Here is a 20308-nt window from a genome sequence, read left to right as displayed (position 1 = left end):
TCCCCCTTTTACAGCTTGATGCAAATATTGGTTAATTCGCTGAAGAACTCGAGGCTGTGAATGCCTCCTTCCCGTCCGATCCCGCTCTGTTTCATGCCGCCAAACGGCGTCCGAAGATCGCGGAGAAACCAGCTGTTGACCCATACCATGCCCGATTCGATTTGCCCGGCTACGCGGTGCGCCCGGCGGAGGTCGTTCGTCCATACGGTCGCGCTTAATCCGTAATGTGTATCATTAGCCTGTGCAATAACTTCCTCCTCTTCGTCGAACGGAATCACCGTCACGACCGGCCCGAAGATTTCTTCTTTGATGAGCCTGGAATTGCGGGAAAGTCCGGTGATAATCGTCGGTTCAAGAAAGCAGCCGGATTCCTGTCCTTCAGGACGTTTTCCTCCGGTTAAAATAACGCCGCCTTCCCGTTTGGCCAATTCGATGTAGTTCATCACACGCTCGGTGTGTTCAGAAGAAATTAAGGCGCCGATATTCGTATCCGGATCAAAAGGATCGCCGACTTTGAGCTCTTTCGTTTTCTCAACGAACTTGTTCAGAAATTCGTCATACGCTTCCCGCTCGACATAGATGCGGGAGCCGCTCATACATACTTCGCCCTGGTTGACGAAACTCGATTTCAATGAGATGCTGACGGCTTCCTCCATGTCGGCATCGGCAAAAATAATATTCGGGTTCTTTCCTCCCAATTCAAAGGAAAGTTTCTTTAATGTTTTCGAAGCAGCTTCCATAATGATTTTGCCGGTTGTCGTTTCTCCCGTGAAAGATATCGCATCAACATCGGGATGCTCAGAAAGCGCAGCGCCGGCGGAATCAGGCCCAAACCCGTGGACGATGTTGACGACTCCGTCAGGCATTCCTGCATCATGGCAGATTTCCCCGAGGAGCGTGGCTGTCAGCGGCGTCAGTTCAGCCGGTTTGATGACGGCTGTATTTCCCGCCGCCAGACAAGGCGCCAATTTCCACGTCAGCAAAAGCAGCGGCAAGTTCCACGGATTGATCAGCCCGACGACGCCGACCGGACGGCGGATCGCATAATTGATTGCAAGATCGTCAGTTTGATAAGCTTCTGTTCCGGCTCCTCTCATAAAATCCGCAAAAAAATGAAAGTTGAAAGCAGCCCGCGGAATATCTAAATTACTTGAGAGCGAAAGCGGCTTCCCCGTATCCAATGTCTCGAGCCTTGCCAGTTCGTCTTTACGCTCAAGTATGATGTCGCCGACCTTTCTGATGATCCGAATCCTTTCGTCAGCGGTCATGTTTTTCCAGCGTCCGTTTAAAGCACGCCTTGCTGCCGCGACTGCAAGATCAACCTCTTTTTTGCCTCCTTCCGCAACGCTCCCGATGATTTCCTGTGTAGCCGGATTGATGTTGTCAAACGTACTGCCGTTCTCTGAAGGAAAGTACCTGCCGTTTATGTAGTGCTGACAGTCAAAAGGTTTTACGAGTTTTGCCGATGGGGTCTGAACATTCATATTCTACAAACATCCTCCTTTTCAAATCCTTTCCATTAAGTTAAATGATTTTAAACGACAAGAAAACAGCCATGTTCCTCTATGCGGAACAAATCGGAGATTTTTTCCGAAAATTTGATATTTTCCGCTTTTTTATTTTTTAAATCATGTTATATTATGGAATAAAAGGCAACGAAAACAAGGGAGAGAGTTGAGGAACCTATGACTGTTGAGACAAAGGACCACCAGCTGCTCGGTTCAGTAAAAAATGCACTTCGGCTGCTTCAATCGTTTACATTAGATACACCGGAAAAGAAACTAACCGAACTCGCCTCATCGCTCGGCCTCGGAAAAAGCACAGTCTCGCGCCTTTTGACTACGTTGGAAAGCGAAGGGTTTGTCATGAAGGACCCGGAATCCAGAAGATACAAGCTCGGCTTATCGGTTCTGAAGTTAAACACCATTGTCAACTCCACTCTTGAAATCAACCGCGAATCCCAGCCGGTCCTCAAACGGCTGACAGAAGAGACCGGCGAAACGTCGCATATTGCGATGCGACGCGATCTCAGCGTCGTTTATCTCAATCGGACGGAAAGCCCCCGCCCTGTCGAACTTCTCTCATATATCGGGCGGCAAAACCCGATGCATTGCACAAGCTCGGGCAAGGTGCTTCTCGCCTTTGACGAAGACGGCATATTGGATGAGTATGTCAAAGAAGGCTTGAAAAGCTGTACGAAACAAACGATTACAGACGGGGACAAATTAAGGGAGGCGCTGAAAACCGTTAAAGAAAACGGATTTGACGTCAGTTGCGGGGAGTTCATTGATGGTGTCACATCCATCTCAGCACCCGTCAGAAACCACGCGGGACGAGTGTTGTACGCCGTCAGTGTTGTAGGCCCCGCAGAACGCATCAAGGCACGGCAGGCGAAAATCGTATACCAAGTAAAAAAAGCGGCCCGGGATATTTCCGAAAGAATCGGGTACTGGAAACGAATATAAAAATTGGGGGAATCGGCTTTGTATGATCTTCACACGCACTTTATACCGCACGATGTGCTGCTTTGGCTGGACGACAATGAAAAGAAGGTTCACGCCGTCCGCGAAAAAAAAGCTGGCTGCCAAGCGGAGTTTTTGACGGTCAATCACAAATGGGGCTTTGAATTAAAAGAGCTGTTCTATCAGGAAGCTTTATATTTGGAAGCCCAGCAGGAGGCCGGCGTTACACACTCATTGGTATCGCCGGTTCCCCAGCTTTTCCTCTACGATCTCGCCGAAGAAATCACAGACGAATTGTCCTTTGTATACAACAAAGCGCTTGCCGGATGGGTAAAAAAACACGACGGCCGCCTTTCAGGCCTCGGCACCGTCCCGCTGAACAGCCCGTTACAGGCGAGCGAGCGCCTGAATGAAGCGATGAACAACGGCCTTAAAGGAGCGATTATCGGCCCCGGCGCTTCGCAAATGCTTCTCTCAGACGAAGCATTTACACCGTTTTGGGAAACGGCTGACAGAAGAAAAGCGATTATCTTTATCCATCCGCTTCTTTCTGAAGATCCGCGGCTCCGCCGCAGGATGCTGCCAAATTTGATCGGCGTTCCGTGGGAAACGACAATTTGCGCCGCTGACCTTTTGTTAAGCGGGTTTACAGACCGTTTTCGCAATGTGAAAATTCTGTTGGCGCACGGCGGCGGCTTTTTGCCTTATCAGATCGGAAGACTGGACAAAGGATATGACAAATGGGCCGGTGTTTCTTCATCGCTTTCGGCGCCGCCGCGCGAATATTTGCGGAAGTTTTGGTTTGACAGCGTGCTGTGGGAGAAAGAAAGTGCGGCATATTTGAAGAAGCTCATCGGAGAAGACCGCCTTGTTCCGGGTTCCGATTTTCCTTTTGACCTTTGTCAGTGGCCGCCTCTCGATCCCGGTCGGAAAGGGGCGGAATCTCTGCTGAATGTAGCGATTGAAGCATAAAAAAAGGCGAACCTCTTCAGGTTCACCTTTTTTAAAAAACAAATTACAGCGCTTGAACCGCCGTAATCAGCGCAAGATTATAAACGTCTTCAGCGTTGCATCCTCTTGAGAGGTCGTTTACAGGCATGTTCAGCCCTTGCAGAATCGGACCGACCGCTTCGAAGTTGCCAAGGCGCTGAGCGATTTTATAGCCGATGTTCCCCGCTTCAAGGCTTGGGAAAACAAATACGTTTGCATCACCTTTAATGACGGAGTCCGGCGCTTTTTTCTCGGCGACAGACGGAACGAATGCCGCGTCAAATTGGAATTCGCCGTCCAGTGTAAGCTCAGGCGCTTTTTCTTTGGCGATTGCAACCGCATTGGCTACCTTTTCAGTTTCGTCTGATTTTGCCGAACCTTTTGTTGAAAAGCTGAGCATGGCGACACGAGGGTCAATGTTGAACATTTTCGCTGTGTTCGCACTTTCGATTGCGATTTCCGCAAGGTCCTGACTGTCAGGCGCAATATTGATCGCACAGTCTGCGAATACATACTGCTCATCGCCGCGCGCCATGATAAAGACGCCGGAAGTTTTCTTCACGCCTTCTTTTGTTTTAATAATTTGCAGTGCAGGGCGAACCGTATCCGCTGTTGAATGAGCCGCACCGCTGACAAGACCGTCGGCAAGTCCTTTATAAACAAGCATCGTTCCAAAATAGTTTTCGTCTAAAAGGATTTGGCGGGCCTGTTCTTCCGTCGCTTTTCCTTTGCGGCGTTCAACGAAAGCCTGAACAAGGTCTTCCATTCCTTCGTATGTATGAGGATCGTATATGTCAACGCCATCCAGCGTCAAATTCAACCCGTTCGCTTTATCTTTGATTTCCTGCTCGTTTCCAACAAGGATCGGCTTTAACACGTTGTTTCCGGCCAAGTCGTTGACAGCTTTAAGAATGCGCTCGTCCATACCTTCCGGAAATACGATTTTAACTCCTTTTCCTGCTACTTTTTCCTGCACTGTTGTAAATAGATCTGCCACTATATACCCTCCTTGAAAGTGTCACAAATACTTCATTTCTCTATTAAGCATACTCTTTTGTGATATAAATTCAATCCTTCTGTATTTTATTATAATGCTTTCACTTTTTAAACGCTTTTTTTAAATTAATTTTAAGTGCGGCAGGCTTTAAACACTTCTATTAGTATATAACAGCCTTTCCCAGTTATACGACAGATCGTCACCTTTTGTTCAAATCTTCTAAACGGATAAAACGCGGCAAACTATGATATGATGAAGGCAAGTACATACAAATTGGGAGTGATTGCAAAATGAGCGAACAGCAAAAAACGAACGAAGCCGCACAAACGCTTGACGGCTGGTATGCCCTTCACGATTTCCGGACAATGGACTGGTCCGCATGGAAAATGCTTTCAAGCGATGAGCGCCAGATCATTATCAGCGAATTTACAGGTCTTCTTGAAAAATGGGGAGCTGCTCAAAAAGAAGGTAACGGAAGCCATACACTTTACAGCATTGTCGGCCAGAAAGCGGACTTCATGCTGATGATTTTGCGTCCTACGATGGAGGAATTAAATCAAATTGAACTTGAGTTTAATAAATCTAAACTCGCTGAATACACGATACCTGCTTATTCATACGTATCTGTTGTCGAGCTGAGCAACTATATGGGAAGCGGCGACGGAGACCCTTACGAAAATCCGCAAGTGCGTGCACGCCTGTACCCTGAGCTCCCGACCGCCAAATATGTCTGCTTCTATCCGATGGATAAAAGAAGATCGGGGGATGACAACTGGTACATGCTGTCTATGGAAGAAAGAAGAAGCTTGATGCGCAGCCACGGGATGATCGGACGCGGCTATGCGGGAAAAGTGAAACAGATTATTACCGGCTCAATCGGATTTGACGATTATGAGTGGGGTGTCACGCTCTTTTCAGATGATGTGCTCCAGTTCAAAAAGCTCGTCTATGAAATGCGCTTCGATGAAGTAAGCGCCCGCTACGGTGAATTCGGTTCATTCTTTGTCGGCAACCGCCTCGCAAATGAACAGCTGCCTGCATTTTTGCATGTGTAATGATAAAAAGCTCCAAAGACCGAGGTCTTTGGAGCTTTTTTCCTAATTTACTTGCAGTTGCACGGCTGTGTAGGGGGAGTCGCCCTTTTTTGCACCTCGATTGAAGATTCAGCATAAAAAGTCGATCCGAGCCCCAGCACTCTGTTCTCCGCCCGGAATGTATACTTCCCTGCGGCAGGCAGCGTTTTGTTTGCCAGCACCAGCTTAAACTCCGCAATGCCCAACAGATCAATTGTAAGCGGCAGCCTTACCGTTTTTCCGTTATTCAAAATTTGCCCCGTTGTCAGCGCTCTTCCGTTCACGGTATCTTTCGTTGTTGCGGAAAATCCCGACGGCAATGTAAATTCAACCGTTCCCAGCGCCAGAATTGAATTCGGACGATACGTCAGCTCAATATCCGAGAACGACCACTCCTGTTTGCTGGCACCTGTTATCACCGAATACAAGGAAGCTTTCGCAGCCGGGCGGTAGACAGATTCAGTTTTGGTTGTTTGAGCGCTGGCCTGGAATGAAGGCAGAAAAATCGCAACCATCATCACGAGACTAACCGCCAAGATTGACAATTTAGAACGATACATTCTTTTCAACACAGCAATTCCCCCTGGTCATCATTTTTTTCATCATTCGTCATGACGAAAGCGTGCAAGAAAGGCAACATCAAGCAACGCCTTCTTTCCAAAGCGCCGGCACTTTGGTGATTTCTATTAAAAACTACCATTTTTTCAGCAGGTAGTAAATGTTTTCCATGTCATATTTTTAAAATAAATACAAAATAATAGAATTTAACCAGGCGTTGCTCCTCTTGATTTTCTCCGCTGTGCTTTAGTAAAGGACAAAAGACCCGTCTACATTCCTTCTCTTCATTCTCCTGATTTTTGTTGACAAACGATGTATCTGGCTGTACATTATTGACATTATTGAAACATTACCATCTGTGTTTAAAATTGAAATCACCTTGCTTTTTCTCCATTCATGTTTTGACTGAATGGATGAAGAAAGGAACGAAAAAATGCCTAAATTGGTTTCTTCAAATCTTGTAAAAGGTAAGATCATCAATATTAGTCCGCCGCAGACGCTGGCGCTCAGTTTCTTGATTATCATTGCGATCGGCGCCTGTTTATTGAAGCTGCCCGGTGCCTCCACAACTTACATTTCATGGGTGGATGCTTTATTTACAGCCACCTCTGCAACTACGGTTACGGGCCTTGTCGTTGTCGACACAGGGGCAGATTTTACGGTTTTCGGACAAACAGTTATTATGTGCCTGATTCAAATCGGCGGACTCGGCTTAATGACATTTGCCGTCCTCGTCGTCATGATGATCGGCAAAAAAATCGGCTTGCAGCAGCGGATTCTCGTGCAAGAAGCATTTAACCAGACTTCTTTAGGCGGACTTGTCCGCTTGGTCAAGCATTTGTTTATTTTCACCATTGTTATAGAATTTGTCGCATTTTTGATCCTTTCGATCAGATGGGTTCCTGAATACGGTTTGCAAAAAGGCTTGTTTCATAGTTTGTTTAACACGATTTCAGCCTTTAACAATGCGGGGTTCTCCCTGTGGCCGGACAGCTTGTCTCAATATGTCGGCGACCCGATTGTCAACATTGTCATCACAGGCCTTTTCATTACAGGGGGTATCGGCTTTACCGTTCTGCTGGATTTATGGACAAAGCGAAACTTCCGGACATTATCGCTGCATTCCAAGCTCATGATCGTTGGAACATTGATCATCAATACGACAGCCGCCTTGCTGATTTTTATTTTGGAATACTCGAATCCGGGTACGCTCGGCGGACTGCCTTTAGCCGACAAAATGTGGGGTGCTTACTTCCAAGGTGTGACACCGAGAACTGCCGGATTCAATACGCTTGATATTGCCCAGATGACAACGCCTTCCCTCCTGTTAACCATCGTTTTGATGTTTATCGGAGCCGGAAGCGCGTCAACAGGGAGCGGAATTAAACTGACAACGTTTATCGTGATGATCTTGGCGACGATCACCTTTTTAAAGGGAAAAAGCGAGACGGTTGTGTTTAAAAGGGCGATTAAGATGAAAACCATTTTAAGAGCTTTGGCCATCATTGTGATTAGTTTTTTATTCGTGCTTTTCGCATTATTTATATTGACGATCACAGAGAATGCTCCATTTTTGGAAATCGTCTTTGAAGTATTTTCCGCTTTTGGAACGGTCGGCCTGTCAATGGGACTGACACCTGATTTAACGACCGCAGGCAAAGCGGTTATCATGATGATGATGTTTATCGGCCGCGTCGGGCCTCTGACTATGGCGTTTACGCTGGCCAAGCCGAAGAAGGCGCCGATCCGCCATCCTGAAGATGAAGTGATTACTGGTTGATATGCAGAAAGACCGCTCTTTTCACGAGCGGTCTTTCTGTTTTTCTCTTTCCAACATGATGTGTCGTCATATTCCATCCCGCCCGTTCATACTGTAAAAGGGATGGGAAATATTGATCTATCATCTTGAGTCAGCCCCCCTGCTTTTACAGCCGGATCGTCTTCATAGCAGCACTTTATCATTCCTCATGTATGGACGGTAGGCATGACTTTGACACAATGAAATGAGGAGGAACGAGATGAAATTTAAAAAAAATCAATTTCAGCCGCTTCAGGAGCTTGAGGTGCCGGATTTCCGGCAGCAAATGGGGCCCAACCCTTATCCGCAGATGGGACAGATGGGGCAAATGTACCAGCAGCAGGGACAGCAGCCTTTCACCCAAATGGGAGGGCAGCAATCGCATCAGCAGCCCGGCCCACAGCTGTTTCAGCCGCAGCCGGCAGGAGTCCAGGTCCCTCCGATGCCTTCAGCACAGCAGACTTCGCCGAGCATCCCAGGCATGCTGCCGCTTGAGCAATCCTACATTGAAAACATTTTGCGGCTCAATCGCGGAAAAGTGGCAACCGTATATATGACATTCGAAAACAATCCGGAATGGAATGCGAAAGTCTTTCGGGGAGAAATTGAAGCAGCCGGCCGCGACCACATCATTTTAAGCGACAGAAAAACTGGCACACGCTATTTGCTGCTGATGGTGTATCTTGACTATATTACGTTTGATGAGCCGATCACTTATGATTATCCGTATTCAATGGCCTCATACACCCCAAGATAAAGGTTCGGTTTAATTAAAACCGAACCCTTTTTTTTATCAATATTAAGCAAAGTTTCTCACATCATTATTGCGTTTGAATTTGTAAATAACGATGAGGAAAAAGACAGCAGCGAAAGCAAACAGGATCATGATATTCAAATACAGACTTTGAAGCTGCTGTCCCTCCTGCAATTTCGCCAGCGTATCCAGCACCCATCGTTGCGGAAGAAAGTCCGCGATACGCTGTGCGAAAGACGGCATGATTTCAATCGGCCAAAAACATCCGGACAGCATGATCGTCGGCATAAAAATTAAATTTCGCAATACCCCGGATGACTTGGAGCTGTTTGCAAAGACGACTGTGATCAATGCCAGGCCGACCGCGCTTAGCGCAAAGATAAACAGCACCGCTGCCATCTCCCAAAATGAGATGCCGGTCTCCATGCGGAACACATATTTCACCATCATCAATGTTAAAAAGATTTGGCATGTGATGACAGACATACTGACGGCCACGTTGGACATCACGTACTGCCTTGCCGTTATCGGTGTGGTCAAAAGCCTGAAGTACGTTCTGTTCTCTTTTTCCTTCACTAACAGTTCGGTCAAGCTTCCCGCTGAAAAAAGCATCGCCATCAGAAGAAAACCGACCGTCCGCTCCGTCATGTTTCTATTTTTCGCCGTGTCTTCAACCGTATATGTTTTGACACCCGTTTCAGAACTCCGGTAATTTTTATACATTTCCTCAAAACGCTTTTCATTCCCCTGCGCCGATTTGCCGATTGCGGCAATATTATCAATATAATGATAAACATACGATTTCACAAATCCGGTGATTTCAGCGCCTTTGACAGATGCAATCGCGATATGAGCCGGTTCTCCGCTCTGCACGCTTTGAGAATAGCCTTGTTCAAACGTAATGACGCAATCAAGCTCCCCTGACGCAACTTGACTTTTCCCTTCTGCTTCACTGACCGTGCTGATGTTGACATTCTCGATCCCCTTCAAAAAATCCTTAGTATCCTCGGCGATTCGTCCGCCGTCATGATTGATAATTCCAACGCGCAAATCTGTCTTGTCCATGCTTCCCTCTGTTAAAAGCGATACGAATATGCCTAGTAAGGGCAGACATACAAACAGAAAGATATTGATCTTCTTTTTGAAGGTGACATTCAGTGTGTTTTTGACAAGCCATAGCATTTCTTTCATCTTACAGCCCCTCCCTTCTCTGCAATGAGACAACGGCAATCAGCAGAAATAACAGGGATAAACCGATGTTCAGCAAGATGGCGGGCAGCCCCGCCGCTAGATCGTCCGCAAATATAATGTTCATAATAGCTTCGTTCGTCCAGGCGAGCGGAGACAGGTTTTTGATCAAAGCTAAAACACCTTCCGTACCGTCGACAGGAAAATAAGCGCCTCCGAAAAACGCAACCAGCGGAATCAACACGTTAATGATCGCCACTGCCGCTTCCCCCGTTCTCGTCAAATAACTGACGCCGAGGCCGAGGCATACGGCAAACAATACGATGCTGAACAGCACGGCCGCCACGAGTCCAATATGATCTCCCCAGTTCGCTTTAAATACGTATTTGCTGAATATGACGACGGCAAAAATACACAATCCGTTTGTCACAAGATTGCCAATCAGCTTGCCGGCAAAAATCTCGCCTTTAAGAACCGGTGCGGCGATCAGCCGGTCGGCTGTTTTTCCAAGCCGCTCTCCCCTTATTAAATAACTGGCGCTTAGTGCACTGTAAAGCGCGATCAGAGTGGTCATAGTAACCGCGTAATAATCTATGGAGCCGGGCTTTCTATCTGAGCTGAGCGACGCCTCCTTGATATAATGGTCGCCCGGTGTGTTCCCGAGCACGGCACCCGCTTGCTCAGGAGCGGCTTTGATGATCTCCGCTGCAGCATTGTACCGGTTTGCAAACGCGGTCAGCATTCCTTGAATAATGCTGTTTTTCATACTGTTTTTATCCATTTGGTAAAGCTTGATGCCGCTGTTTTCGATCTCAAGGTAAGCATCGTAATTCCCTTGTTTGATTTCTTGTCTTCCATCCATATCGGACAATACTTTTTTAAAATGAACGCCGGATGTTTTCGCTTCTTTTGCGAATGTTTTAAAACCTTGTGAAAACGCCCCGTCAGCCTTGTCTTTATACAAGACATGAACCTCGCCGACCGCTGTTGCTTGTTGATCGAAAGCGTTCGTCAGCGCGGTACCCAAAATCATAATCAGTACAATCGGAAATGCCAGCATAAAAAGGAATGTCCGCTTGTCCCGAAAAGCCGATACAATTTCTTTTTTCGCAATGATGAGTGTATTCAAACCATGGCCCCCCCTTTCTAATCGCGCAACTGTCTTCCGGTCAAGGTCAGGAACACGGTTTCCAAATTAGGCGCTTTTTCTTCCAATGAACGAATCTCGGCCCCGTTTTTCATCAGCTTTTCAATAATCTGGTTTAAATTATTGACGCCTGCATCCGAGTTGATTTTGAGCGTATTGTCTTCAAGAACGGCCGCTTCCACGCCGCTGATCGCTTTCAGTTCGCCGATATCGATATTTTCCGCAGATTTAAGAACGACTTGAATATCTTTCGTGTTGGTAATGATCGATTTCAGCTGCTCCTTCGTTCCCTCGGCGATAATTTTTCCGTGATCAACGATGGCGATCCTTGTACAGATCTCTTCAACTTCCTCCATATAATGGCTCGTGTAAATAATCGTACATCCCATCGCATTTAACTTTTTGACGGATTCCAAAATATAATTTCTCGAATGCGGATCAATTCCCACCGTCGGTTCGTCCATGATGATCAGCTTTGGCCTGTGGGCGATCGCGCAGGCGATATTGAGCCTTCTTTTCATCCCGCCGGAAAAGTTTTTCGGAAAGCTTTTATGCTTATCGCTTAAACCGACGAACTGCAATGCTTCTTCCACCCGATTGTGCAAATGGGCTCCGCGCAGACCATAGAGCCCGGCGAAAAACTTCACATTTTCATATGCCGTCAAATCCTCGTAAATGGCCAGATCCTGCGGAACAATACCGATATTCATCTTGGCGAACTTACGGTGTTTCGCAATGTTTTTTCCGAGAATCAAAATCTCGCCTTCATTGCTTCTCAGCAAACTCGAGATCATGTGAATGGTCGTGCTTTTTCCGGCCCCGTTTGCGCCCAGCAATCCAAATATTTCGCCCTCTTCGATTGAGAGTGATATATTATCGACAGCAACAAAGTCGCCAAATTTTTTCGTTAGATGATGGATTTCCAATACATTCATGTTCTCACCTCATTTTAATTTCATTATAAAAAAAAGATGAAAGGTGCGGCAGTGCAGCATTTCATCTTTTTCACATGAGAAAATTCATATTCAATTCATGAAATCATTCATGCTTGGGCAGCAGGGTGGTGACAGAGAAGCCGTTCGAACCGTCAACAATCACCTTTCCGTTAACAGAAGCGGCCCGTTCCTCCATCCCGATGATCCCCATCCCTTTCTTGATTTTCTGCCGCCCTTTTCCGTTGTCTTTCACTTCGGCTTTAATGAGCGTATTCAGCACATGAATATAAATGGACACATGTGTCGCTTCAGCATATTTCACCGAGTTTGTCAGCGCTTCGGTGATATTTTCAAAAATAATCTTCCACTGAATTTGAGAAATAACATCCAAATCGCCTTTATGCAAAAATGAAATATTCATATGGTACCGCGCCGAACATTCATCGATAAACAGCTTCAATCTGTGGATACCCATCTGTTCTGAAGGCGGTTTGACGCTTTTTAACGTCAATCTGATGTTTTCGATCCCGTCCTTGGAGATGTTAATCGCGTTTTGCAGGAGCTCGGAAGCTTTTTCCTTGTCTATGTCAAGGACGCGCTTCGCCGCTTCGAGCTGAATCAGCGCTCCTGTCATGGAATGGCCGATTTTATCGTGTATTTCCTGGGAAAGCCGGTTGCGCTCCTCAAGCTTATACGTATATTCGGATTGTCTGATAAACTCTTTGTTTTCCCGCAGCATGTTTGTTAGCTTCTCCAGGTCTCTTCTCGTTTGATCGATATGATGTTCAAGCTTTTCAATCCGCGCTGCATCATGGCTTGCCGCCCAGTACAGCAAAAATTGAAAAGCGGCTGTCAACGCGTATACCGCTGAGATACTTTCATTGATAAACAATACCGGAACGATTGAAGCCGCAAGTACCACCCACTTCGGCAGCCCGAAATCAGCCGCTCCTTCATACAGGCTAAAAGGAAGAAATAAAATAAATAGGGGGTGCACCTCTGCATAAGAAACAATTGAAATGATGACAGACAAAATAATAAAAAGCTTTTTTATTTTCCCTTCAGGTAAAATCGCAATCCCGAGGTTGATACAGGCGTAAACAAGAATGCTGAACACAAGCCACGGCAGATTGTCAATTTCCGAAGAAACGCATTGATAGATGATAAATCCCAACAAAATCAGTTTACCGATCATAATCCGCAATTCCATGGTGATCCCCCAGGTTAAAAGTTAACGTTTCCGGTTAAATAATAAATCGCGATTTGCGTCCGGTGTTCAAGCCCTGTTTTCCCCAAAATCGAGGAAATATAATTGGCGATCGTACCTTCAGAGATAAACAGCTCTTTCGAAATTTCTTTATTGGACAGCCCTCTGGCGATCAGAGCCATAATTCCGAGCTCGCGTTCGGTAAACAGGCTTTCGTCTATTTTGGATTCCGCTTCTTTTTGCTCCGCCAAATTGGACTTAATCTTGTCGAGGATGATATCCTGCATGACAGTATGGCCGTTGTACACGCTTTTAATCGCGTCTCTGATTCGCTCAGGCTCGGCATTTTTCAGCAAATATCCTTTTGCTCCGTTCCGTATTGCAGCGACGATGTATTCGTCGTCATCAAACGTTGTTAAAATAAAAGGCTTGGCGCCCGTTTCTGAAATGAGCCGCGCAGCTTCCACTCCATCCATGTTGGGCATGCGGACATCAAGCAGTGCGATATCCACAGCTTGGCCGCGGCAAAATTCGACCGCTTGCAAGCCATCCTCCACCGTCGCCAGCACTTCAAATTCATCATAAGTGCTCAATATGATTTTCATACCCTCTCTTATGAATGAATTGTCATCCGCAATGATCACTTTAATTTTCATCTTTGAACGGAGACCGGTCCTCCGCCATGCACATCCCTTCTGTCAAAATGCAAAAGCCGGGTCTTTCGCCCTGTTCATAACATTAAATTACCATGAATCAGCCCCTGTTAAAATAAAAAAAGCCAATCCTTTTCAGGAGATTGGCTTTTTAGTAAAGCTACAAGTATTTGACCGCTGAAACAACAACCATGATCCATGCGGCAATAAACGCCACGCCGCCCAGCGGAGTAATCGCACCGAGGACGCTGATTTGCGTAAGGCTGAGGACATATAAACTTCCTGAAAATAAAACGATTCCGGCAAACATCAGCCAACCTGCCGCAGTTACGCTTCCCGCATCTGTAATCTTTGCCGCGATGAGCGCGACGGCAATTAAACCGAGCGCATGATACATATGATACTGGACGCCGGTCTGCCAGATTTGCAAATATTTCTCGGGAATTTTCCCTTCAAGACCATGAGCTCCGAACGCCCCTAAAGCAACCGCAAGCATAGCATTGACAGCACCTAAAATTAAAAATAATTTCATGATCAAATCCCCCGCCTTTCTTTTATCATCATAGCGCACACGCCTTTAATTTCAACGTTTGCACATCTCATGACACGATATTGTCAAATTTCTTTTTCCGAAGCTGCATCTGTTCCGCAGCAATCGCTACAATTGTTCCAAGGACAAGCCCATTGCTTAAAATAGAAACAAAAACAGGATGCATTCCTTCCAAAGCACTTTCAGGTACAAACATGACCCCCACGCCGGCAAGGAGCGCAATCCCGGTAACAAAACGGATGCGGCCCGCCTCGTCCTTTTCATAAGAATCGAATTCGGCAAATGCCAGGCCGACCATCGTTGAAAACACGACGAAGTTCACCGCAAAGCCGACCGGAGACGGCAGGCTGGCAAAAGTATTCATGACCAGCGGGAAAAAGCTGATGACGATCACGATCAGACTCCCGAGCAAAAACGGTTTTTTCGAAGACATTCTCGTCGTTTGGATAAACCCGGCCGCCCCGGATATCGGCACCGTGCCTACAGCTCCGAGCAATCCGCTCAGCAAATGGCTGACGGAGGCGATAAATCCGGCCGGACGGGCCCGCTTCCTCTCCTCCAGCTTCTCAAACTGTCTGACCGCTCCTTCAACCACCCGTATGCTGGCGAGCATATTGACGATTAACAACACTGTAATAAACAGCGAGGTTACGACTAATCCGCTGTCAAACAGCGGCATTCCGAACGGAAAAATATCCGGAAGGCGGAACAGCTGGTTCGCATGCTCAGGCGCCTTCGCCACGCCGAATACGGCAAATAAGACCCAGCCGCCGAAAAGCGCAATTAAAATTGAATATTGCTTAAGAACCGGAATGTTTGACCGGCTCATCAGAAACGTAGCCAGCATGATCACAACCGCCAGCAAAAACACGGGGATATCGACCTCGTTTTTCCGGTAGCCGATCCCCATGACACCTTTAACGATCGGATCGCTAAGCTGGATGACCAGCAACAGTAAATAAATGCCCGTCACAACAGGGGTAAACATCACAGCCAGCTTATCAATGACTTTAAATAAACTAAAAATAAAGAAGAAAACCGCGCTTAACAGCATCGCTCCCTGCAGCCCCTGAAGCGTTTCGATATGAGTCGCAAATACGGTCCCAGTTAGACCGGAATAAATCGTGTACACGCCCCACCAGAGGCCAGCCGGACTCTCATTAATCGGCAGGCGGTGTCCCAATAAACATTGGATAAAAGCCGTTGTGCCGAGCACGAAAAAAGTGCTTTGAACCAGCCCTGCTGTCTCTGCCTGGTTCAGCCCAAATGACTGCCCGATTGCAATGGGCACCACGATTGCGGACGCAATAATAAATGCCGTCCATTGTAAAGCCCCAAAAAGCAGTTTCAAGTTGATCAACCTCTCTTTTTTAAAACAGCCGGACGGCGCCTAGAAATCAAAAATAGAATCTCCGTTGCCGTCATCTTCATGCTTTTGTTTCTCTTGTTTTTTGTATTGTTCAGCACCGGCGCTCCCCATCATTTTTTCTAGCATCAGCTGGTCGCTCGATGGTTTATTGGCCGTTTGAACATAGGGTGAAGACTGGACGGACGGCCGCTGCTGCGGTTCAACAATGACGTCGCAAAGGGAGCGGATAACCGCGATGTGCATTTTCAATTCGTTTTCCTGGCTGCATTCCTTTGCTTTTTTCAATTCGTCCTCCATCTTCTGCAGCAAACTTGATATATGTATGTTCATCAAATCGATCCTCCAAACCGTTTTCAGTTTCCATTTCATTTTACCAAATTAACTTCTCTCGTGCCGAATGCACTTTGCAAATATCCATTGCGAAAAATTGCCTCTCCTGCTGTGAAATATGGCCTTTTGCACTTTTAAAAAAGATATCTGCAGGCAAACGCAGGTGGAAAACGCCGATTTTCTTACGGCTAGAAGTTGACAGCTGAAAAGGCTGTCACACATAATGAAAAAAACTTCACTCGAATTTCTAAAAGCGAAAGGAAACAGGGAATGGCAGCAGAACGTACACTCTCCATCGAAACGACCGTTACCGAGCAAAAGCGATATTTTTTAAGCGGGGCAACACTCGCTGTTGAAAATCGTCTGGAACAGCTCAACATTCTTAAAGATGCTGTAAAAAAATATGAACGGGACATACTTGAAGCCCTTCAGCAAGACCTTAATAAATCAGAGCACGAAGCCTATATGACGGAAATAGGCATTGTACTGGAAGAAATCCGCTTCATCAGCAGACGATTAAAAAAATGGGCCAAGCCGAAAAAGGCCAAAACGGCCGTCTCGCACATCGGTTCAAAAAGCATCGTCATTGCGGAGCCTTACGGCACGGTCCTGATCATCGCGCCATGGAACTATCCGTTTCAGCTTGCCGTTTCGCCCCTGATCGGCGCACTTGCTGCGGGGAATACCGCCGTCATCAAACCGTCAGAGCTTGCTCCCGCCGTATCAAGCGTCATATCCAAGATGATGAAGGAAATCTTTCCGCCCGAATATGTGTCCGTTATTGAGGGCGGGGTGGAGACGAATCAAGAGCTTTTGCGGCAAAAATTTGACTATATCTTTTTTACAGGCAGTGTTCCCGTGGGCAAAGTCGTCATGGAAGCCGCAGCAAAACAGCTCATTCCAGTCACACTTGAGCTTGGCGGAAAAAGCCCCTGCATCGTGCACAAGGATGCTGATCTTAAGCTTGCAGCTCAAAGGATTGTTTTCGGAAAGCTGACAAACGCAGGACAGACGTGCATCGCGCCTGATTATCTGCTCGTACACAAAGATGTGAAATACGGGCTGATGCGCGCTCTCAAGCAATCGATCCAAACATTTTACGGAAAAGCGCCGGAAAGCCATCCGGCGTACGGAAAAATCATAAGCGAACGTCATTTCGAACGGTTACTCCGCTTTTTACACAACGAGAATATCGTTACAGGAGGAACGTATCAAAAAGACGCACTCAAAATTGCTCCGGCCATTATCGATGAACCTGACTGGGAATCGCCGATCATGCAGGAAGAGATTTTCGGGCCGCTCCTTCCCGTCATCGGCTATGAAACAATCGAAGACGTTATCCAAATGGTTCAAAGCCGCCCTAAACCGCTCGCGCTCTATTTGTTTACGAATGAAAAAGCGGTACAGAATCACATCCTCAGCCGGATTTCATTTGGCGGGGGATGCATCAATGACACGCTGATGCACACAGCCACACCTTACCTCCCCTTTGGCGGCGTAGGTGAAAGCGGAATCGGAAGTTACCATGGGCATCATAGCTTTAAGACGTTTTCCCATGAGAAAAGCGTTTTAAAACAGACAAACCTGTTTGACATTTCATTCCGTTACCCTTCATCGAAAAACGGGCTGCGGATCATCAAAAAACTTCTCAGGTAGATAGGAGCCAGACAAAACGAAGAACCGCTTATTTCAGCGGTTCTCGCGATTTTAAAGATTCGGAAGGGACCAATCAATCGGCTCATCACCGATTTGTTCCAAATACTGATTGGCTCTTGAAAACGGTCTGCTCCCGAAAAACCCGTTTCTAGCCGAGAATGGGCTCGGATGCGGCGATTGGATAATGAAATGCTTGGATGTATCGATTCGTTCTTTTTTCATTTGGGCATGCCGGCCCCAGAGAATAAAAACGACCGGCTTATCTCTTTTGTTTAAAACATCTATGATACTGTCTGTCAGTTGTTCCCAGCCTTTTCCTTTATGCGAATTTGCCTGACCCCGTCTCACGGTCAAAACGGTGTTCAGCAGCAGAACGCCTTGCTTCGCCCAACTGACGAGAGAACCGTGATTGGGGATGTCGGCGCCAATGTCATTCTGCAATTCTATAAAAATATTTTTCAAAGAAGGCGGCGGATTGACGCCGGGTTGGACGGAAAAGCTTAAGCCATGGGCCTGACCCGGACCGTGATACGGATCCTGGCCGAGAATCACGACTTTCACATTTTCATAGGAAGTATAATGCAAAGCATTGTATATATCGTTCGGTTCAGGATATACGGTGTGTTCTGCATACTCCCTTTTCAGCATTTCCCTCAGTTCTTGATAGTAAGGCTTATTAAACTCGTCCTTTAGCTGCTGCCACCAGCTGTCATTCAAAATCTGTTTCAATGTTCAGGCCTCCTTAACTCAATTGTCTTGCGGCGGAAAGCCTGGATGCGACAGGTTTTCCGTCCCAGACGATTTCGCTTTCCGCCTCCCTTTTTTTCATGGCAGGTTCTTCGAGAAGTACGAAAAAGTTCTTTGTCGGCAGCTTGCCAAGCTGATGCTTTTCACTCAAGACATCCAAATAATACTGTCTCATTCCGCCAAGATCTCCGGATTGGTTGTCACCCTGATCTGAAAACGCATAGATTACGCTTGCAAAAGGAACCCTTTTCACGCGAAACCGCTCAGCTGCTCTCAGGAAAAAGTCCCAATCCCAATAATTGTGGACGGCAGGATCAAAATAGCCGATCTCGTCATGAAGAGACCGTTTGTACATACTCCCTGAAGGAACATATGTAGAAAACTTCCTCATTTCATCCAAGTTAAAGGAATACGCAAAAAGATAACGGCTTGTCGGAATTCTTTTATCCTCTTTTTCTTCGAAAGACACAATCTCAGCATCCGAATAAACAAAATCAGCGGTCTCCAGCGCATTCAACATTCTTTCCATATGGCACGGAGTGAAAAAATCATCATCATCACAGAGCATAATAACATCTCCGGAAGCTTCTTTCACCCCTATATTTCTCGCTTTTACATGCTTCACGTTTTCTTTCAGATGGATAACTCTGATCGGAAGGTCTGAATAAAGGCGCTCAACAAAGTCGACGCTCTCCCCTGCATCATTAACAATAATGACTTCAAACGGCGCAACAGACTGTTTTGTAATGGATTCAAGCAATTCGCACAAAGCGGTGACCCGGTTGTGCGTGACAACTACGATAGATATGTTCATGTTTGTAATATACGCTCCTTCTTATTTCATTCTAAACATATTAAATCATAATGCGAATAATTTCACATGGATCAAAAGATGGTTTGGTTTTTTATGCCAATCCATTCACGAAATTTGGCAGAGGACCGCTGCACTATAAAGCGGCAGCCATTTCATTGTGATCTTGCGAAAAGCTGTCTATAATAAGTAATAAACCAACTTTGGATGGAATCTCTTATCGTGGAGGATTGACTGAACATGACAATGCACAAAGCACTGACAATCGCCGGCTCTGACTCAAGCGGAGGCGCCGGCATTCAGGCGGACCTAAAAACGTTCCAAGAAAAGAACGTCTATGGAATGACGGCCCTTACGGTTGTTGTCGCCATGGACCCTGAAAACAATTGGAATCATCAGGTATTCCCGGTTGATACGGAAGTCATCCGCGCCCAGCTGTCGACGATTGTGGACGGCATCGGGGTAGATGCGATGAAAACAGGCATGCTTCCGACCGTTGACATTATTGAATTGGCTGCAGACACAATCAAGAAGCACAGCATGAAAAATGTCGTCATTGATCCCGTTATGGTATGTAAAGGGGCAAATGAAGTGCTGTATCCCGAACACGCAAAGGCTTTAAGAGAGCTTCTGGCTCCGCTTGCCACGGTCATTACGCCAAACCTTTTTGAAGCCGGCCAGCTCAGCGGACTTGGAGAAATTAAAACGGTTGAGCAAATGAAGGAAGCGGCAAAAGTCATTCACGGCCTCGGCGCTGAACACGTCCTCATTACAGGGGGAGGCAAACTGAATCATGAAAAAGCGGTAGATGTATTATTTGATGGCCGCGATGCAGAAGTCCTCGAAGGAGAAAGAATTGAAACTCCATACACTCACGGGGCGGGCTGCACCTATTCCGCAGCGATTACGGCTGAACTTGCCAAAGGTTCAAATGTAAAAGAAGCCATATATTCTGCAAAAACGTTTATTACGGAAGCGATCCGCGAATCGTTCCGTTTGAATCAATACGTCGGGCCGACGAAGCACTCTGCTTTACGGCTCAGCGGCAAATAAATAACCAGCCCCATTAAAAGGGGCTGGCTT

General features: G+C 46.6%; 21 protein-coding genes. 7 read left to right on the top strand and 14 right to left on the bottom strand.

Annotation, left to right across the window (positions count from 1 at the left end):
* Positions 1–8: 8 nt before the first annotated feature.
* Complete coding sequence (locus tag MST20_RS09090) at positions 9–1484, bottom strand: aldehyde dehydrogenase (protein ID WP_243941679.1); 1476 nt, start codon at positions 1482–1484, stop codon at positions 9–11.
* A 201-nt stretch (positions 1485–1685) separates the two neighbouring features.
* Here MST20_RS09090 and MST20_RS09085 point away from each other — a divergent pair, with 201 nt between their 5' ends.
* Positions 1686–2465 (top strand): IclR family transcriptional regulator, encoded by a 780-nt coding sequence (locus tag MST20_RS09085; protein WP_243941677.1) that lies wholly within the window; start codon positions 1686–1688, stop codon positions 2463–2465.
* Between the two features lie 18 nt (positions 2466–2483).
* Positions 2484–3434 carry an amidohydrolase family protein gene (locus MST20_RS09080; RefSeq protein ID WP_243941674.1) on the top strand — a complete coding sequence of 317 codons (951 nt, stop codon included), beginning with the start codon at positions 2484–2486 and terminating at the stop codon, positions 3432–3434.
* Between the two features lie 43 nt (positions 3435–3477).
* Here the strand turns inward: MST20_RS09080 and pta are convergent, their stop codons facing one another.
* The gene (pta, locus tag MST20_RS09075) at positions 3478–4449 is read right to left on the bottom strand and encodes a phosphate acetyltransferase (protein WP_020453322.1); all 972 of its coding nucleotides are present in this window, start codon (positions 4447–4449) and stop codon (positions 3478–3480) included.
* A gap of 290 nt (positions 4450–4739) precedes the next feature.
* On the opposite strand from pta, the gene hemQ reads away from it, so the two are divergent.
* Positions 4740–5504 carry a hydrogen peroxide-dependent heme synthase gene (hemQ, locus tag MST20_RS09070; protein ID WP_106070915.1) on the top strand — a complete coding sequence of 255 codons (765 nt, stop codon included), beginning with the start codon at positions 4740–4742 and terminating at the stop codon, positions 5502–5504.
* A gap of 47 nt (positions 5505–5551) precedes the next feature.
* Here the strand turns inward: hemQ and bslA are convergent, their stop codons facing one another.
* Entirely contained in the window at positions 5552–6091 is a 540-nt protein-coding gene (gene bslA / locus MST20_RS09065; protein WP_189319643.1) for a biofilm surface layer hydrophobin BslA, read from the bottom strand.
* 422 nt (positions 6092–6513) lie between these two features.
* On the opposite strand from bslA, the gene MST20_RS09060 reads away from it, so the two are divergent.
* The gene (locus tag MST20_RS09060; RefSeq protein ID WP_243941672.1) at positions 6514–7860 is read left to right on the top strand and encodes a TrkH family potassium uptake protein; all 1347 of its coding nucleotides are present in this window, start codon (positions 6514–6516) and stop codon (positions 7858–7860) included.
* Here the strand turns inward: MST20_RS09060 and MST20_RS21180 are convergent.
* A complete protein-coding gene (locus tag MST20_RS21180) occupies positions 7850–7984 on the bottom strand; it encodes a hypothetical protein (RefSeq protein ID WP_265625390.1) in 135 nt (44 codons plus the stop codon). The genes MST20_RS09060 and MST20_RS21180 overlap by 11 nt on opposite strands.
* A 114-nt stretch (positions 7985–8098) precedes the next feature.
* On the opposite strand from MST20_RS21180, the gene gerQ reads away from it, so the two are divergent.
* Positions 8099–8635: a spore coat protein GerQ gene (gene gerQ, locus MST20_RS09055; protein WP_243941670.1), complete on the top strand. Its 537-nt coding sequence runs from the start codon at positions 8099–8101 to the stop codon at positions 8633–8635.
* Positions 8636–8677: 42 nt separating this feature from the next.
* Here gerQ and MST20_RS09050 read toward each other — a convergent pair whose 3' ends face one another.
* From MST20_RS09050 to MST20_RS09015, 8 genes are all read right to left on the bottom strand, one after another.
* Positions 8678–9823 (bottom strand): ABC transporter permease, encoded by a 1146-nt coding sequence (locus MST20_RS09050; RefSeq protein WP_243941668.1) that lies wholly within the window; start codon positions 9821–9823, stop codon positions 8678–8680.
* 1 nt (position 9824) lies between these two features.
* Positions 9825–10949: an ABC transporter permease gene (locus MST20_RS09045; RefSeq protein WP_279599979.1), complete on the bottom strand. Its 1125-nt coding sequence runs from the start codon at positions 10947–10949 to the stop codon at positions 9825–9827.
* Positions 10950–10966: 17 nt separating this feature from the next.
* Complete coding sequence (locus tag MST20_RS09040) at positions 10967–11902, bottom strand: ABC transporter ATP-binding protein (protein ID WP_243941666.1); 936 nt, start codon at positions 11900–11902, stop codon at positions 10967–10969.
* A gap of 103 nt (positions 11903–12005) precedes the next feature.
* On the bottom strand, positions 12006–13112 hold the full coding sequence (locus tag MST20_RS09035) for a sensor histidine kinase (RefSeq protein WP_243941663.1): 1107 nt from the start codon (positions 13110–13112) through the stop codon (positions 12006–12008).
* A 14-nt stretch (positions 13113–13126) separates the two neighbouring features.
* A complete protein-coding gene (locus MST20_RS09030) occupies positions 13127–13765 on the bottom strand; it encodes a response regulator (RefSeq protein ID WP_243941661.1) in 639 nt (212 codons plus the stop codon).
* A 157-nt stretch (positions 13766–13922) separates the two neighbouring features.
* Entirely contained in the window at positions 13923–14294 is a 372-nt protein-coding gene (locus MST20_RS09025) for a DUF423 domain-containing protein (protein ID WP_065644517.1), read from the bottom strand.
* Between the two features lie 67 nt (positions 14295–14361).
* Complete coding sequence (locus tag MST20_RS09020) at positions 14362–15663, bottom strand: purine/pyrimidine permease (RefSeq protein WP_243941659.1); 1302 nt, start codon at positions 15661–15663, stop codon at positions 14362–14364.
* A 39-nt stretch (positions 15664–15702) separates the two neighbouring features.
* Entirely contained in the window at positions 15703–16011 is a 309-nt protein-coding gene (locus MST20_RS09015; RefSeq protein WP_023857026.1) for a YwdI family protein, read from the bottom strand.
* 270 nt (positions 16012–16281) lie between these two features.
* Between MST20_RS09015 and MST20_RS09010 the strand changes: the two genes are divergently transcribed.
* Positions 16282–17667: an aldehyde dehydrogenase gene (locus tag MST20_RS09010; protein ID WP_243941657.1), complete on the top strand. Its 1386-nt coding sequence runs from the start codon at positions 16282–16284 to the stop codon at positions 17665–17667.
* Between the two features lie 51 nt (positions 17668–17718).
* Here MST20_RS09010 and MST20_RS09005 read toward each other — a convergent pair whose 3' ends face one another.
* Together MST20_RS09005 and MST20_RS09000 are read right to left on the bottom strand one after the other, a co-directional pair.
* The gene (locus MST20_RS09005) at positions 17719–18396 is read right to left on the bottom strand and encodes a uracil-DNA glycosylase (RefSeq protein ID WP_020453337.1); all 678 of its coding nucleotides are present in this window, start codon (positions 18394–18396) and stop codon (positions 17719–17721) included.
* A 13-nt stretch (positions 18397–18409) separates the two neighbouring features.
* On the bottom strand, positions 18410–19228 hold the full coding sequence (locus MST20_RS09000; protein ID WP_020453338.1) for a glycosyltransferase family 2 protein: 819 nt from the start codon (positions 19226–19228) through the stop codon (positions 18410–18412).
* A gap of 237 nt (positions 19229–19465) precedes the next feature.
* Here MST20_RS09000 and MST20_RS08995 point away from each other — a divergent pair, with 237 nt between their 5' ends.
* On the top strand, positions 19466–20278 hold the full coding sequence (locus tag MST20_RS08995) for a bifunctional hydroxymethylpyrimidine kinase/phosphomethylpyrimidine kinase (RefSeq protein ID WP_243941655.1): 813 nt from the start codon (positions 19466–19468) through the stop codon (positions 20276–20278).
* Positions 20279–20308: the final 30 nt, after the last annotated feature.

The sequence above is a fragment of the Bacillus sp. B19-2 genome (assembly GCF_022832475.1).
Lineage (GTDB): Bacteria > Bacillota > Bacilli > Bacillales > Bacillaceae > Bacillus > Bacillus paralicheniformis.
Note: the sequence above shows the minus strand (reverse complement) of the source record. Positions and strands in the feature narration are given on the sequence as shown.

What these genes read in the sequence shown, in the direction of transcription:
- MST20_RS09090 (WP_243941679.1), bottom strand. Translation starts at nt 1,484, where the DNA reads ATGAATGTTCAGACCCCATCGGCAAAACTCGTAAAACCTTTTGACTGT.
- MST20_RS09085 (WP_243941677.1), top strand. Translation starts at nt 1,686, where the DNA reads ATGACTGTTGAGACAAAGGACCACCAGCTGCTCGGTTCAGTAAAAAAT.
- hemQ (WP_106070915.1), top strand. Translation starts at nt 4,740, where the DNA reads ATGAGCGAACAGCAAAAAACGAACGAAGCCGCACAAACGCTTGACGGC.
- MST20_RS09060 (WP_243941672.1), top strand. Translation starts at nt 6,514, where the DNA reads ATGCCTAAATTGGTTTCTTCAAATCTTGTAAAAGGTAAGATCATCAAT.
- MST20_RS21180 (WP_265625390.1), bottom strand. Translation starts at nt 7,984, where the DNA reads ATGATAGATCAATATTTCCCATCCCTTTTACAGTATGAACGGGCGGGA.
- gerQ (WP_243941670.1), top strand. Translation starts at nt 8,099, where the DNA reads ATGAAATTTAAAAAAAATCAATTTCAGCCGCTTCAGGAGCTTGAGGTG.
- MST20_RS09050 (WP_243941668.1), bottom strand. Translation starts at nt 9,823, where the DNA reads ATGAAAGAAATGCTATGGCTTGTCAAAAACACACTGAATGTCACCTTC.
- MST20_RS09040 (WP_243941666.1), bottom strand. Translation starts at nt 11,902, where the DNA reads ATGAATGTATTGGAAATCCATCATCTAACGAAAAAATTTGGCGACTTT.
- MST20_RS09035 (WP_243941663.1), bottom strand. Translation starts at nt 13,112, where the DNA reads ATGGAATTGCGGATTATGATCGGTAAACTGATTTTGTTGGGATTTATC.
- MST20_RS09030 (WP_243941661.1), bottom strand. Translation starts at nt 13,765, where the DNA reads ATGAAAATTAAAGTGATCATTGCGGATGACAATTCATTCATAAGAGAG.
- MST20_RS09025 (WP_065644517.1), bottom strand. Translation starts at nt 14,294, where the DNA reads ATGAAATTATTTTTAATTTTAGGTGCTGTCAATGCTATGCTTGCGGTT.
- MST20_RS09015 (WP_023857026.1), bottom strand. Translation starts at nt 16,011, where the DNA reads ATGAACATACATATATCAAGTTTGCTGCAGAAGATGGAGGACGAATTG.
- MST20_RS09010 (WP_243941657.1), top strand. Translation starts at nt 16,282, where the DNA reads ATGGCAGCAGAACGTACACTCTCCATCGAAACGACCGTTACCGAGCAA.
- MST20_RS09000 (WP_020453338.1), bottom strand. Translation starts at nt 19,228, where the DNA reads ATGAACATATCTATCGTAGTTGTCACGCACAACCGGGTCACCGCTTTG.
- MST20_RS08995 (WP_243941655.1), top strand. Translation starts at nt 19,466, where the DNA reads ATGACAATGCACAAAGCACTGACAATCGCCGGCTCTGACTCAAGCGGA.